The organism is Alkalibacterium putridalgicola, assembly GCF_900109825.1.
Lineage (GTDB): Bacteria > Bacillota > Bacilli > Lactobacillales > Carnobacteriaceae_A > Alkalibacterium > Alkalibacterium putridalgicola.
The window spans coordinates 79,194-93,418 of the sequence record NZ_FOBL01000005.1 but is presented as its reverse complement, the minus strand read 5'-3'; the positions used below and the strand labels follow the sequence as shown (position 1 = coordinate 93,418).

Genomic DNA, 14,225 nt, shown 5'->3' with positions numbered 1-14,225 from the left:
TTGCAACATGTTTTTAGTGTTTCCCTCTCAGAAAGGTGTGCTAATAACGGTTTTGCAACATATTTTTAGTGTTTCCATCTCAGAAAGGTGTTCTAATAACGGTTTTGTGACATGTTTTTAGTGATGTTCTCTCAGAAAGGTGTGCTAATTGCGATATTGCAACCGGTTCAGTCACCTCTGCTGCTGTTACTCTATTGATTTTGAAAAAAAGCGACTCGGATCACAAGATCCGAGTCGCTTTTCTCCTTTATTCCGGTTTTCTGACCCATACAGAAAGGGATTCTGCATTGACCAGGAAGGTTGCTTTCCCTTCATCGTCGATCGTTATTTCTTCTTCGCGGTTCTTCAGTAAATCGATGTAGACATCCCCCGCATGGAGGTCACCCACGTACATTTCTTTATACCCTTCTTCTCCATTAGACATGATGACCGCACACCCTTCCGGATGCTCATCATCACCAGTCCGGGTAAAGCCGATGCAATTATCATGATCCAGATAATTGCTCTGCTCGCCATATGCATACTCTTCGCGTGCATGGAGCAGGATATCGATTTCTTTCCGGCAGCCTTCATATTCTATTTCGCCGCTGTATCCATAGTAGTCACTGTAGAACACACACGGATAGCCGTACGAACTTAACAGAATGAAGCCATATGCCAGCGGTTTGAACCAGGGTTCAACATACGATTCCAGAGACTGTCCCGGTTGTGAATCGTGATTTTCAACAAAGGTGACGGCCTGTTCTGCATTCGATTTATAGAGCGTTCCATCGATCAGACGTCTGAGATCGAACTCATTATGCTGCTTGCTTGCTTCATGCAGCGCATAATGGAACCGGACGTCCATCATGGACAGGGCATACTCATGTTCTTCCAGATAATCTTCCAGGAATTTATAGCGCTGATGCCAGTATTCAGCTACAAAGAAGAAATCGTCATCGTATGTTTCCCTGACATCTTCGATCAAGTCTTTCATGAAGGCACTGTCGATATGTTTTACGGCATCAAGTCGTATACCGTCAATATTCGTTTCTTCAATAAACCAGTGGATCCATTTCTTGGTTTCTTCGATCACTTCCGGATGGCTGTAATCGATATCCGCAAACATCAGATAGTCAAAGTTGCCGTACTCCGTCGACACATGCTCGTCCGGGGCCCAGCCTTTGTCTTCTCCTTCGATACGGAAAATACCGTGGTCACCGGTCTTTTCATCATCAGAAACGCCCGAAAAATGATACCAGTGCCATTCAAAGTCTGAGTACTCTCCATTCCTTCCCGGGAAATTGAAATACGTCCACGCTTCGATTTCACGCGTTTCGCCGATCGCCTCATGACGGTTGTCTTCATTTACCGGTGTGGCTTCAAATGTTTCTGTTTCGTCGGCACCGCCTTTATGATTCAGTACGACATCGGCATACACATGGATCCCCTGTTTATGTAATGCCTCTATTGCTTCCAGCAGTTCTTTTTTGGTACCGTATTTCGTACGGACCGTGCCTTTCTGGTCGAACTCTCCTAGATCGTACATGTCATAAACACCATAACCGACGTCCTCTTGTCCCACGCCTTTATAGCACGGAGGAATCCAGACAGATGTGATCCCTATCTCTTTCAGGTGTTCTGCATCCTCTTTCAACCGCTGCCAATGTTTCCCATCATTCGGCAAGTCCCATTCAAAGTACTGCATCATTGTTCCGTTCATATTCTTTCTCCCTCCATTGACCTGCAGCATAAAATACTGCACCTCATAATTTTACCTTGAATACTTGTTATTAACAACTTTAACGCCTTTTCATTCAGCCTGCCTGAGGTCTGAAATACTGGAATAAAGAATGCTTGTATTTATGGATAAAGCACGGTAAAATCTAGCTATTCTTGTTTTGTTTCGTTACAATAAAGGGTAGTATATATGAGGAAGGATTGTTACTGATGAAAAAATTCCTGAGTCAATTTTCCAATTGGCCCATATCCATTAAGATCATAGTCAGTTTTGCTTTTGCTATGTTTGCGGGTTCTCTGATACTGGCTATGCCATTCAGTCAATTAGAAACGTCTCAAGCCACTTATTTTGATCATCTCTTTGGCGCCATTTCGATGGTTGCTGTAACTGGCTTATCTACCGTACCAGTTGCTGAGACTTATAATTTATTCGGTCAGATCGTTACACTTGTCCTGATCAAGCTTGGCGGTTTAGGTCTGATCACGATCGTTTCAGCTATTATTATGCAGTTTGGCCGGCAAGTAAGTATGAAAGAAGAAATCACCTTACAGCAGGCTTTGAACCGGAACGATATGAAAGGGTTCCGGCATTTCTTACTTAACGTCGTCAAATACACGACGATTTTTGAAGCCCTTGGCGCGTTTATATTCGCGTTCAAGTTCATCCCTCTTTTTGGATGGGGTGCCGGCATATTCAATTCCATCTTCCTGTCGATTTCTGCCTTCAATAATGCCGGATTTGATAACCTGGGCACGATAAGTCTCCAAAACTTCGTCGCTATGCCCGTCGTTAACATCGTTGTCCCTGTTTTAATTATTCTTGGAGGTATCGGCTTCTCCGTCTGGTTCGATGTCGCCAACCATTTCAAACAATTTAGAGCAGCAAGAAGCTGGCTGGATTTTAAAGGGACCTATCGTCGTTTGACCCTGCATTCGCGTTTAGTCATCAAGTGGTCCTTGATGCTGATCCTTGCTGCTATGATTATTTTTACTCTAGCAGAATGGAATAATCCCGAATCCTTAGGCGGATTAAGCTTTTCCGCAAAAATACAGGCTATTTTCTTTCAGGCAGTGACATTGAGGACAGCTGGTTTCAGCACCTTGAATTTTGCTGAATTCCACATGTTTACTCTTGTGGCCTTTACTGTCTTTATGTTCATTGGTGGATCTCCCGGCGGAACAGCCGGCGGTGCAAAAACCTCCACGGTTGCATTAGTTGTCAAGCTCATTGTCACAGAAATAAAAGGATTTACACATATCAACTATAAAAACAGAACACTGGAAATGGATATCATCAAGCGGGCACTGGTCATCGTCGTCATGTTTATTTTACTTAACTTTATTGCTTTATCCTTCATGACGATATTCGATGAAGATATCCCACTGCAGTATCTGTTTTTTGAAACCGTCTCGGCTTTTGGTACCGTCGGCTTATCGGCCAATTTAACAGCAACACTTTCCAGATACAGTCAGACTGTCATTATGTTCTGTATGTTTATCGGGAGAATCGGACCGATCACCATCTTTACTGCTTTAGGCAATAGAGATAGAAGAAAACGAGATATCAAGTACGCTACAGGCAGCATATTAATTGGTTAGGAGTTGTTAATTTTGGTTAAAACAGTTGGAGTATTAGGGTTGGGTGTGTTTGGATCGACCATTGCTAAAGAACTGGGAGAGCAGCATTACGACGTGATCGCAGTAGATAAAAACCTTGTCGATGTCAATCGTGTCGAAGAGTATGTTATACAAGCTGTTCAGGGTAATTTCACAGATATCGAACTTTTAAGAAGCATCGGTTTCTCGAATTGCGATGTGGCTGTCATTGGTACAGGCTCAAACCTGGAATCAAGCGTTCTGGCGATCATGAACTGTAAGAAACTGGGTATCAAACGGATCGTGGCCAAAGCGAAGAACCGTACGCATATGGAAATCATGCAGGAAATGGGCGCGGATGAAATCATTCGTCCAGAAAAAGAAATGGGCGATAAAGTGGCTCGTAACATCATGCGTAATAATATCCTCGATGTCATTACCCTTGATGAAGAAAATTCCATTATCGAATTTACTGCCCCTGATCGCTGGATCGGACGCAGCTTGAAAGAAATGGATCTGCGTAAAAAGTATAAAATCAATGTTATCGGCATGAAGTCTGAACCCAATGGGAAACTAGTTATTAATGTCCACCCTGAAGAAAAGATCAAACCGGGCAGTTTCATCGTTGCGATCGGCAAGCCGGAAACATTTGAACACCTGGATTACACAAATCAGCTGAAGTAAATAGAAATCGTGATAAAGAAGAAAACACCGTCACATCGAGGAAATCCACTCCTTGATGTGACGGTGTTTTTATTTACATAATTTATAAAATTTCAAAAGTCTTTTGCCCGGCTTACTGTGTTTGTTTAACCTACTTACATCGTGATTTCAAATTCCAGATCGTCTTCTTCAGAAGACAGCGTATCTGTGGCCGGTTTCTTCCAGGCGATCTGAGCTCCCACAGAAATCGCAGTGCCTACAAGTATAGCTAACACGAATAATACAATATTGCTGGCCATCGGTAAGCCGAACACGCCTGACACACCGGATGTTGAAATACCCATTCCCATCATCAACGCACCGCCTACTGCTGCTCCCAGCATATTCGAGCCAATGACACGGATCGGATCACGGAAGGCATAGGGCAAGGTTGCTTCCGTAATACCGACCAGACCGGACAGAATAGAAGCTGGCGCCATTTTGATTTCATCTTCAGTGTATTTTTCTTTAGCCAGCAAGGCCGCAATACCGACTGATAATGCAGGGACCATGATGCCGGGGAAGACTGCCGCATTGACAATGAATCCTATGCCGCTTGGATTATTCCAGACTGCAAAGACGAAGGTGATGGCGATTTTATTGAGGGGTCCTCCCATATCAAAGGCACACATCGCGCTTAGGATGGCACCGAGCAGGAACGCATACTGCGGCGCTTGGGATAAGGTAATAAGATTATTTATGATAACATCATTCAATGTCCCAACGATAATAGCTACGGGATAGGCCATCACAAAGTACAACAGCCAGCCTGTCAGTACAGGAATAAACAGCGTTTTATGAATCGACTGTAAAAACTCTGGCATCGGCAGTTTTCTCAAGGCCAGTACAACGTATCCGGCGAGGAATCCTGCTAATATAGCCCCCAAGAAACCACTGGCTGAAGTGCCTTCAACAAGCGGATGGGCTGCAATATACCCGCCGATGAACCCGGGAATGAGCGCGGCTTTATCTCCGATCGCATACGCCATATAAGCGGCAAAGATAGCCGGTATAATATTCATCATGGTCCAGGCGAATCCATTTAAAAGCGTCACAGCCTGTATTTCACTGCTTGCGGATTGAGCAATCATACCTGTTACAGCGATCGTCATACCTGAAAAGACAATGAGCGGCAGCATATAAGAGACGCCCGTCATCAGTGCTTGCTGAAATTTTTTCATGTGTTTTCCCTCACTCTTCCTTTAATTTTTCTTCTATTTTCTTTATTAAACTCCCCGCATTCTTGATTGCAGCGGCGACGGGTATGTTGACCTTCTTGATCCCTTCAAAGCGCTCAGTCCGTGCTAATTTCACGTCTGAAGCAATGATAAGGATGTCCGCCTCCTGCAGGTCTTTTTTTGTCAGTTCGTCCTCTATCCCTGTGGCTCCCTGGGTTTCCACTTTCACTTTATGTCCGCGTTCTTTAGCGGCATCTTCGATGGCACGTTTAGCCATAAATGTATGGGCAACACCTGTGGCACAGGCTGTCACTGCTACGATCTTCATTATTTTCCCACCTTCCTATACTAAGAGCTGATTCAACAGTGCTTCACAATCCTCTTTCGTTTCAGCATTTTTGAATGCTTCCTGAATTTTCTTATCCATTAAATGATAGGACAGTCTGGACAATAGTTTTAAATGGATCGCTTCCCCTTTTTCCTTTGGTACAATGAGCAGAAAGATGATCGAAACAGGTTGGCCGTCCAGCGCTTCCCACTCCAGCTTCTGATCTGTTTTCATCAGTACCACGATCGGTGTATGTATCTGGCTGGACTTTCCATGAGGGATAGCAAAGCCATTCCCGAATCCGGTTGTACTGAGAGCCTCACGTTTTTTGATTTCCTGCAGCACTTCTTCTCTTTCAAAGTCGAACGCTGAATGACTTTTTACATCATCGAGTATTTCCTTGAAGATTTCAGTTTTCTTCCCTGACTGAAAGGTTTTTGATGGATCAATGTAGTAATCGACCCCGCCGTCTGCTGACTCATTCAATACTCCTCACTCCTTTTGCTTATAAAGTAGTCTTATTATACCAATTATTCGCATGGAGAAGAAAAGATATGCCAGCACAAAAAAAACGATATCTTTTGTCCCACCCTTTTTACAGGCGGATACAAAAGATATCGCTCTAACTGTTTAACCCGGTATGTCACTTTCAGGATAGTAAGACAAGGAAGAAAACTTATTGTACTCCTTGATGAACAGCAGTTTAACTGTTCCTCGTGCGCCTGAACGGTTCTTCTCCAGGATGACTTCGACGACGTTCTCATCTGCCGACTCATCTTCTTCGCCATCTTCACTGCGGTAGTAGTCTTCTCTATATAAAAAGGCTACGATATCGGCATCCTGCTCGATCGATCCGGATTCTCTCAAATCACTGAGGATCGGACGCTTATCCTGTCTCTGCTCCACACTACGCGAGAGCTGAGACAACGCAACAACAGGGACAGACAGTTCTTTGGCTAACTTTTTGAGTTGTCTGGATATTTCAGAAACTTCCTGCTGACGACTTTCCCGACCCGTTCCTTCGATCAGCTGGAGATAGTCGATCACGATCAGACCAATACTCCCTTTCTCCTGCTTGAGTTTACGGCATTTGGCACGGATCTCGGCCGTTCTGATCCCCGGCGTATCATCGATATAAATATTCGCTTTAGACAAACTGCCCATAGCCACGAACAGTTTCGTGAATTCCTCTTCAGTCAGCTGACCCGTACGCAAATGCGTGGCGTTGATGGTTCCTTCTGCACAGAGCATACGGTTGACCAGCTGCTCCGCACCCATTTCAAGACTGAATATAGCAACATTCTCATCCGTCTTTGTTCCGATATTCTGGGCCACATTCAAGGCAAAGGCCGTTTTACCCACACCCGGACGAGCGGCCAGGATGATCAGTTCGTCCTCATGGAGACCGGCTGTCATCTGATCGAGCATTTTATATCCCGTCGAAACACCGGTAATGTCATCGTCATTCTGAAAGAGATCATCGATGTTGTTGATCGTATTTCTCAAGACAGTTTCTATGTCAACGAAGCCGCTCCTGCTTTTCTTCTCGGAAACTTCCAGGATCCTTCTTTCTGCTTCATCAAGCAGATTGGGGATATTGTCTGTTTCCTGATAGCCCTGAGAAGCTATTTCTGTGGCTGTCTGGATCAGGTTCCTCAGTATGGCGCGTTCTTCCACGATTTTAGCATAATGCTCGACGTTTGCCGCTGTAGGCACCGTCGTAGCCAGTTCTGCCAGATAAGGGGTCCCGCCAACATCTTCTAGCTGATCCTTCGATTCTAAATTATTTGCAATTGTAATGACGTCAATGGCTTCATTCTTTTCGTTCAATTCAATCATGGATTGAAAAATAAGCTGATGCGCACGACGATAAAAATCATTAGCTTCCACATACTCCATAGCCGGAATAATAGCTTCAGGATCAAGTAAGATTGACCCCAAGACAGATTGTTCGGCTTCTATATTCTGTGGAGGTAAGCGATCACCTATAACGTCCATCTCGATGTCTAACTTCCTTTCGTGTCTTTCGCTGTTTCTCTATTGTACCCTATCTCAAAATAAAAGTATATAAGGGAACATACGTTTAATACTGATTGTTTCACGTGAAACAATCCAGACAAAAGCTAGCATGGTCTAAGGAATGGATACCTGAAACATGCTAGCTCACGTAATTCTGTAGTATTTGTTCGTCTATTCGTCTTTGGCTAGGACTCTAACCGTTATTTCTGCTGTCACATCTTTGTGCAGTTTGACATCCATTTTCTGGCTGCCTAAAGAACGCATCGGAACTGACTGATTGATCTTTCTTTTATCCACTTTTACGCTCAGCTGTTTCTCGATCGCTTTTGCGATCTGCTTAGTGGTGACAGACCCGAACAGACGCCCGTCTTCTGCTGCCTTTTCATAGATTTCGATCGGGTTCTCTTCAAGGATCTCTTTTTCCTTTTTAGCTTCTTCCAGAATTTCCTGTTCTTCTCTCTTCTGGGCTTTTTTCTTCATCGTCAGCTCTTTCTTAGCTGATGAAGTGGCTTCTGCAGCAAATCCTTTTTTAATCAAAAAGTTTCTGGCATAACCGTCAGAGACGTTTTTGACTTCTCCTTTTTTCCCTGTTCCTTTTACGTCTTTTAATAGAATAACTTCCATAGTTTTAACTCCCTCTCTTTTTTTAGTCTAATTGAGAATGTATAACTTCTTTTAATTCTTCTATTATTTCAGAGATGCTCTGACCGTCGATCTGTGTTGCGGCATTGGATAAATGACCTCCGCCGCCCATTTTTTCCATAATGGCCTGAACGTTGATTTTACCCAAGCTCCGTGCGCTTATACCCACTGTTTCTTCTGACCGCCTTGTAATGACGAATGCGGCTTCAACACCTGACATGCTTAACATGGTGTCAGCTGTCTGAGCGGCCGTCACAGAGGGATAGATTTCATCATCTGCCCCATAAGCGATCGCGACACCATCGATAACATAGTCAAGTGTTTCGATCAACCGGCTGCGCCTTAGATAACTTTCAGGGTCTTCTTTCAGCAGTCGCTGGATCATAGTGGAATTGGCCCCCACAGATTGGAGATAACTGGCTGCATCAAAGGTACGCGATCCCGTTCTCAAACTGAAGTTGTTCGTATCTACGACGATCCCGCCAAGCATCGCTGTTGCTTCAATACGATTGATCGGTTCACCATCGGTCGATACATATTCAAACAGTTCAGTGATCAGTTCAGCTGTTGAAGATGCATAAGGTTCAATGTAAACCAGCAGAGGATTCTCTGTGAATTCTTCTCCACGCCGGTGATGATCGATGACCATATTGCGCTTGGTTTTTCTCAGCAGGTTAGGTGCGATAGAAAGTACAGGTTTATGATGATCCACTAATATGACCAGATCATTGGCATTGATCATCCGCTCCGCTTCTGCTGAAGAAATGAGATTGCTGTTCACCTGTTTATGCTTTTTGATTTCCTGAAGGAGTTTGGCTACATCCTTGTTGACATCGTCTTCATCTATGACGACATGTACCTCTTTTTTGAGCATCATGGCTATCCGTGCGATCCCAAGAGAAGAGCCGACAGAATCCATGTCAGGATTTTTGTGTCCCATGACGTATATCGTATCGCTGTCATTCATCAGTTTCTGCATAGCCTGACTGATCATACGCGAGCGGACCCGAGTCCGTTTTTCCATCGGATTCGTCTTTCCGCCGTAATAGCGCGGCTCTTCGTCGATCGCTTTAACGATGGCCTGATCTCCCCCGCGTCCCAAAGCTAAGTCCAGATTGTTTTGAGCAAGATCTGCCAGTTTGTCAAAGGATGCATCACCATAAGACAAACCGATACTGATCGTCAGCGGCAGGTTACGCTTGGACGTCCGGTCTCTGATGCTGTCGATGATATTGAATTTATCATTTTCCAGTCGTTCCAGTTCTTCTCTGTCTAACAGCAGGAAGTAGCGGTCATCAGATATCCGTTTATAGAATATCCCGTGCTGCTTGCCCCAGTTGGAAAAATAAGTGGTCAGCAGGCTGTCAAAACCGGAGACCCCTCTGTCATCAAGACCTTGAGTGATCTCATCGTAGTTATCTAGAAACAGCCAGCCAACTACGGGACGTGTTTTTTCATATTCTTCAGTGATCGACGCGTATTCAGTGATATCCAGCAGATACAGTGCGTTGATGTCTTTTTGAAGAGAAACTTTATAAATCTTCTCGTTCCACTCCACTAAATTAAAGTCTTCTCTTTTATCATTGTCAAAATAGTCCGACAAGTCTTTGTTCACTTCTCTGATCGGTTCACCTAACAGCTGCTGGTCACTGGGAAGCTGCAACTGCATGTAAGGATTGATCCATTCGATCTGGTTTTCCTCATTGAGTAGAATGATTCCCATCGGCATTTTGATCAAAGCTTCCTGTTGTCCACGTTTAATACGATAAGACAAATTAAGTATATAGTTATTCAGCTCCTCGTTGTATTCATTGCTGAATCGCCATATGATTACAAGAGTGATCAGGAATAACACTAACATCAATGCCCCGAGCCAGATATATGCAAAAAAACTCAAAACCGTCATCGTGAACTGAACAGCTACCGCAAATAGAAGCATACGCTTTAAATACGGGTGATTCAGTAATTTAGGAAGATTTTCTTCCTGCGACTTATTATTCATATTTTCTCCTCTTAACATCGTCATTATAACTATTTCCTTATATTTTAACACGTTTATAAGGTTACTTCTATACTAGATGTCAGTATTTAAATGTTTCACGTGAAACATTTAAAATCAAAAGAAGCTGTAACAGATTAATCTGTCACAGCTTCTATAAATTGTTTATTCTTCAGTAACGAATGGCAACAAGCCCATGATACGAGCACGTTTGATTGCTTTCGTTAATTTACGTTGGTTTTTAGCGTAAGTTCCAGTTACACGACGTGGTAAAATCTTACCTCTGTCTGAAATGAAACGTTTCAATAAATCGACATCTTTGTAATCAATATATTCAATATGATTAGCTGCAAAGAAGTCAACTTTACGGCGCTTTCTTCCGCCTCTACGTCCAGCCATGTTATAATCCTCCTTTTATTCTTGAATCAAAATGGTAAATCGTCATCGGAAATATCGATCGAATCATTGTTTGAATCAAATGGATCCTCATCGAAATTTGCGTAATTGCTTTTACTGTTGTTTTTGGGAGCTTGATTGTTATTCTGCGAATAATTTGAATTATTGGAGTAGTTGTTATTTGAAAATCCGGAGTTAGAACTTGACCCATCATTCTGCGCACGTTTTTCAGTGACCGACTTCGGTTCAAGCATCTGGAAGTTTTCACAGACTACTTCTGTAATATAAACTTTTCTACCTTCGTTATTGGTATAGTTTCGCGTTTGAATATGACCAGTCACTCCGACTAACGATCCCTTGCGGGTAAAGTTAGAAATGATCTCAGCTGTTTTTCTCCAAGCCACACAGTTGATAAAGTCAGTTTCTCTCTCACCTTGTGCGTTCTTGAATTGACGTTCCACAGCTACGGTAAATGAAGCAACGGCTGTCCCGCTACCCGTATAACGAAGTTCAGCATCTCTAGTCAATCTTCCAACTAGTACGACATTGTTAATCAATCAAAGTGGCTCCTTTCTTAAAAAGGCAATTATTAAAAGTGTTTCACGTGAAACATTAGTCTTCTAGACGAACGATCATATGACGTAAAATGTCGTCATTGATACGTGCTAGGCGTTCAAATTCATTGATAGCTGCTGCATCTGAAGTTTGTAGGTTTACTAAGCGATATGTTCCTTCGCGGTATCCTTTGATTTCATACGCAAAACGGCGTTTCGCCCAGTCTTTTGATTCAGTTACTTCAGCACCGTTATCTTTTAAGATAGTTTCAAAGCGCTCTACTAAAGCTTTTTTACCTTCTTCATCAAGATCGGGACGGATGATATATAATAATTCATATTTAGCTGATTGACTCATCTTTGACTGTCACCTCCTTATGGACTTTGGCCCTTTCATTTGAAAGAGCAAGGAGAGTATTCTATACAGAGTACTCACCGAAATATTATAGCACACACCTGATTGAAACACAAGGTTTCTTTCAAGTAGTCTGTATAAAAAAGAGAGCCGCTCATTTTACTGGCCGCCCTCTTCATTATTTATCGATTTAGCTTTCTAAATCTTCGTCTGTATCCTCTTCTGTTACAACATCTGCTGGTTCTGACTCCTCTGAAATTTCTTCGTCAGTTACAGAGTCAGTTGCTGTTTCTTCAGAATCAGTCAGCTCTTCGTCGTCGTCTTCCTCTTCTTCAGGTTCGACTTTCGCAAGGGTGGATACATAGATATCATCTTCCAGTCTCATTAACCGGACACCCTGTGTGGCACGGCCTGTTTGAGAAATGTTTTTCGAATGGAAGCGAATGATCACACCACTTGTCGTGATCAGCATGATGTCCTCTTCCCCATGAACAGTTTTCAGTCCGACTAACGGTCCATTTTTATCTGTGATATTAACGGTCTTGACACCTTTACCGCCACGGCCTCTGATGGCATACTCTGAAGCGTCTGTTCGCTTGCCGTAACCATTCTCAGTGATCACCAGTACTTCGGAATCAGGATTTAGAATGTCCATGCCGACGACATAATCGTCTTCTCTTAAACGGACACCTCTGACCCCCGCTGCGGCACGTCCCATGCTTCTGACGTCTTCTTCATGGAAGCTGACAGCATAGCCCTGACGCGTCCCGATAACGATATGGTCAGAACCATGTGTGACAGCCACGTTGATCAGCTCATCCTCTTCTTTAAGCACGATGGCTCGAAGACCGCTGGTTCGGATATTTTCAAATTCAGAGAAAGCGGTACGCTTCACGGTACCCATTCGCGTCGTGAAGAAGAGATGATCGGATTCTTTCGTTTCGCCTCTGGTATTGATGATCGCCTGGATACTCTCATCGTTATTGATCCCCAGGAAGTTGATGGCCGGGATCCCTTTAGCTGTTCGGCCGTATTCCGGGATCTCGTAGCCTTTAGCTTTATACACTTTACCGGTGTTCGTGAAGAACAGCAGCAGGTCATGGGTCGAGCAAGTGACCAGTGTTTCCACAAAGTCATCTGTGTTCGTTGTCATGCCTTTAACGCCACGGCCCCCACGGTTCTGTGCTTTGAACTCGGAAATCGCCATACGCTTCATATAGCCGTTATGCGAGAGGGTGACTGCGATCTCTTCTTCTTCGATCAGGTCTTCATCTTCCAGACTGAGTGATTCCCCTACCAGAAGTTCTGTCCGGCGGTCATCGCCATGCTTGTCGGCGATCTCTTCCAGTTCTTCAGCAATGATTTCGTGGACACGCTGAGGATTCGACAGGATATCTGCCAAGTCATTGATGAGTGTCAGAAGGTCCTGGTACTCGCCTTCGATTTTCTCTCTTTCCAGACCTGTCAGTCGGACCATACGCATGTCTAAAATAGCCTGTGACTGACGGTCGCTTAATCCAAAGCGCTCCATCAAGGCGTTTTTAGCTACATCTGCCGTGTTGGATCCTCTGATGATCGAAATGATCTCATCGATATGATCCAGCGCGATACGCAGACCTTCCAGGATATGTGCACGCGCTTCTGCCTTACGCTTGTCGTATTCGGTTCTGCGGCGAATGACGATACGCTGATGTTTCAGATATTCGACCAAGATCTCTTTAAGTCCCAGTGTTTTCGGTACACCGTTGACGATCGCCAGCATGTTGAAGCCAAACGACGTCTGCAGCGGTGTCATCTTGTACAAGTTATTTAAAATAATGCTGGCGGACACGTCACGTCTGACATCGATAACGATACGCATGCCGTCTCTGTCTGATTCATCATTCAAGTCGGTGATGCCTTCGATACGTTTATCTCGAGCTAGATCTGCGATACGTTCAACCAGTTTAGCTTTATTGACTAAGTAAGGAATTTCATCCACGATGATGCGTTCTTTACCGTTCGGCTGAACTTCGATCCTTGCTTTAGCTCTTACTTTTATAGACCCTCTACCTGTTTCATAGGCTTTTCTTATCCCAGACTTACCTAAAACCATGGCTCCTGTTGGAAAATCCGGTCCGGGCAGGACTTCCATCAAGTCTGCCACCGTAGCATCTTCGTTTTCCATCACGATACGACAGGCTTTGATGACTTCTCTCAAGTTATGCGGCGGGATATTCGTCGCCATCCCGACAGCGATCCCTGATGCCCCATTAACGAGCAAGTTAGGAAAACGTGCCGGCAGAACATTCGGTTCGCGTTCTGATCCGTCATAGTTATCATGGTAGTCAACGGTGTCTTTATTGATGTCCCGCAGCATTTCCAGAGCCATTTTACTCATTCTGGCCTCTGTATAACGCATGGCTGCGGCACTGTCCCCATCGATGGATCCGAAGTTTCCGTGCCCGTCGATCAGAGGGTTACGGAAACTGAAATCCTGGGACATGCGGACCATCGATTCGTAGATCGCGGAGTCACCGTGCGGGTGATACTTACCCATAACGTCTCCGACGATACGGGCCGATTTTTTAAAGGCTTTGTCCGGGGTCATCCCCAGTTCATTCATGCCATACAATATACGACGATGCACAGGTTTCAAGCCGTCACGCACATCGGGTAAAGCACGAGATACAATAACACTCATCGCGTAGTCTAAAAAAGACTTTCTCATCTCGCTGGACAAGTTTATCTTTTCCAT

At 44.1% G+C, this 14,225-nt stretch carries 13 protein-coding genes; 2 read left to right on the top strand and 11 right to left on the bottom strand.

Translation table 11 applies throughout. From position 1 onward, the window contains the following. Window positions 1-247: 247 nt before the first annotated feature. On the bottom strand, window positions 248-1,702 hold the full coding sequence (locus tag BMX84_RS02970) for an alpha-amylase (RefSeq protein WP_091487088.1): 1,455 nt from the start codon (window positions 1,700-1,702) through the stop codon (window positions 248-250). A 227-nt stretch (window positions 1,703-1,929) separates the two neighbouring features. Here BMX84_RS02970 and BMX84_RS02965 point away from each other — a divergent pair, with 227 nt between their 5' ends. Both BMX84_RS02965 and BMX84_RS02960 read left to right on the top strand, forming a co-directional pair. Then, complete coding sequence (locus BMX84_RS02965) at window positions 1,930-3,318, top strand: TrkH family potassium uptake protein (protein ID WP_091487081.1); 1,389 nt, start codon at window positions 1,930-1,932, stop codon at window positions 3,316-3,318. Window positions 3,319-3,330: 12 nt separating this feature from the next. Then, a complete protein-coding gene (locus BMX84_RS02960; RefSeq protein ID WP_246119101.1) occupies window positions 3,331-3,999 on the top strand; it encodes a potassium channel family protein in 669 nt (222 codons plus the stop codon). 134 nt (window positions 4,000-4,133) lie between these two features. Here the strand turns inward: BMX84_RS02960 and BMX84_RS02955 are convergent, their stop codons facing one another. The 10 genes from BMX84_RS02955 to gyrA all read right to left on the bottom strand — a co-directional run bounded on the left by BMX84_RS02955 (window position 4,134) and on the right by gyrA (window position 14,225). Further along, window positions 4,134-5,198: a PTS fructose transporter subunit IIC gene (locus BMX84_RS02955; protein WP_091487079.1), complete on the bottom strand. Its 1,065-nt coding sequence runs from the start codon at window positions 5,196-5,198 to the stop codon at window positions 4,134-4,136. Window positions 5,199-5,208: 10 nt separating this feature from the next. Beyond that, window positions 5,209-5,523 (bottom strand): PTS fructose transporter subunit IIB, encoded by a 315-nt coding sequence (locus BMX84_RS02950; protein ID WP_091487078.1) that lies wholly within the window; start codon window positions 5,521-5,523, stop codon window positions 5,209-5,211. A gap of 15 nt (window positions 5,524-5,538) precedes the next feature. After that, the gene (locus BMX84_RS02945) at window positions 5,539-6,009 is read right to left on the bottom strand and encodes a PTS sugar transporter subunit IIA (protein WP_091487076.1); all 471 of its coding nucleotides are present in this window, start codon (window positions 6,007-6,009) and stop codon (window positions 5,539-5,541) included. A 144-nt stretch (window positions 6,010-6,153) separates the two neighbouring features. Further along, window positions 6,154-7,521: a replicative DNA helicase gene (gene dnaB / locus BMX84_RS02940; protein WP_091487074.1), complete on the bottom strand. Its 1,368-nt coding sequence runs from the start codon at window positions 7,519-7,521 to the stop codon at window positions 6,154-6,156. Window positions 7,522-7,713: 192 nt separating this feature from the next. Continuing rightward, window positions 7,714-8,166 carry a 50S ribosomal protein L9 gene (rplI, locus tag BMX84_RS02935; protein ID WP_091487072.1) on the bottom strand — a complete coding sequence of 151 codons (453 nt, stop codon included), beginning with the start codon at window positions 8,164-8,166 and terminating at the stop codon, window positions 7,714-7,716. A gap of 22 nt (window positions 8,167-8,188) precedes the next feature. Continuing rightward, window positions 8,189-10,186, bottom strand: a complete 1,998-nt coding sequence (locus BMX84_RS02930) for a DHH family phosphoesterase (protein ID WP_091487085.1) — start codon at window positions 10,184-10,186, stop codon at window positions 8,189-8,191. Window positions 10,187-10,348: 162 nt separating this feature from the next. Next, the gene (gene rpsR / locus BMX84_RS02925) at window positions 10,349-10,582 is read right to left on the bottom strand and encodes a 30S ribosomal protein S18 (RefSeq protein ID WP_091487071.1); all 234 of its coding nucleotides are present in this window, start codon (window positions 10,580-10,582) and stop codon (window positions 10,349-10,351) included. Window positions 10,583-10,608: 26 nt separating this feature from the next. Further along, entirely contained in the window at window positions 10,609-11,136 is a 528-nt protein-coding gene (gene ssb / locus BMX84_RS02920; protein WP_091487069.1) for a single-stranded DNA-binding protein, read from the bottom strand. A gap of 55 nt (window positions 11,137-11,191) precedes the next feature. Continuing rightward, window positions 11,192-11,491 carry a 30S ribosomal protein S6 gene (gene rpsF / locus BMX84_RS02915; protein WP_091487067.1) on the bottom strand — a complete coding sequence of 100 codons (300 nt, stop codon included), beginning with the start codon at window positions 11,489-11,491 and terminating at the stop codon, window positions 11,192-11,194. A 187-nt stretch (window positions 11,492-11,678) separates the two neighbouring features. Further along, window positions 11,679-14,225: a DNA gyrase subunit A gene (gene gyrA, locus BMX84_RS02910; RefSeq protein ID WP_177165441.1), complete on the bottom strand. Its 2,547-nt coding sequence runs from the start codon at window positions 14,223-14,225 to the stop codon at window positions 11,679-11,681.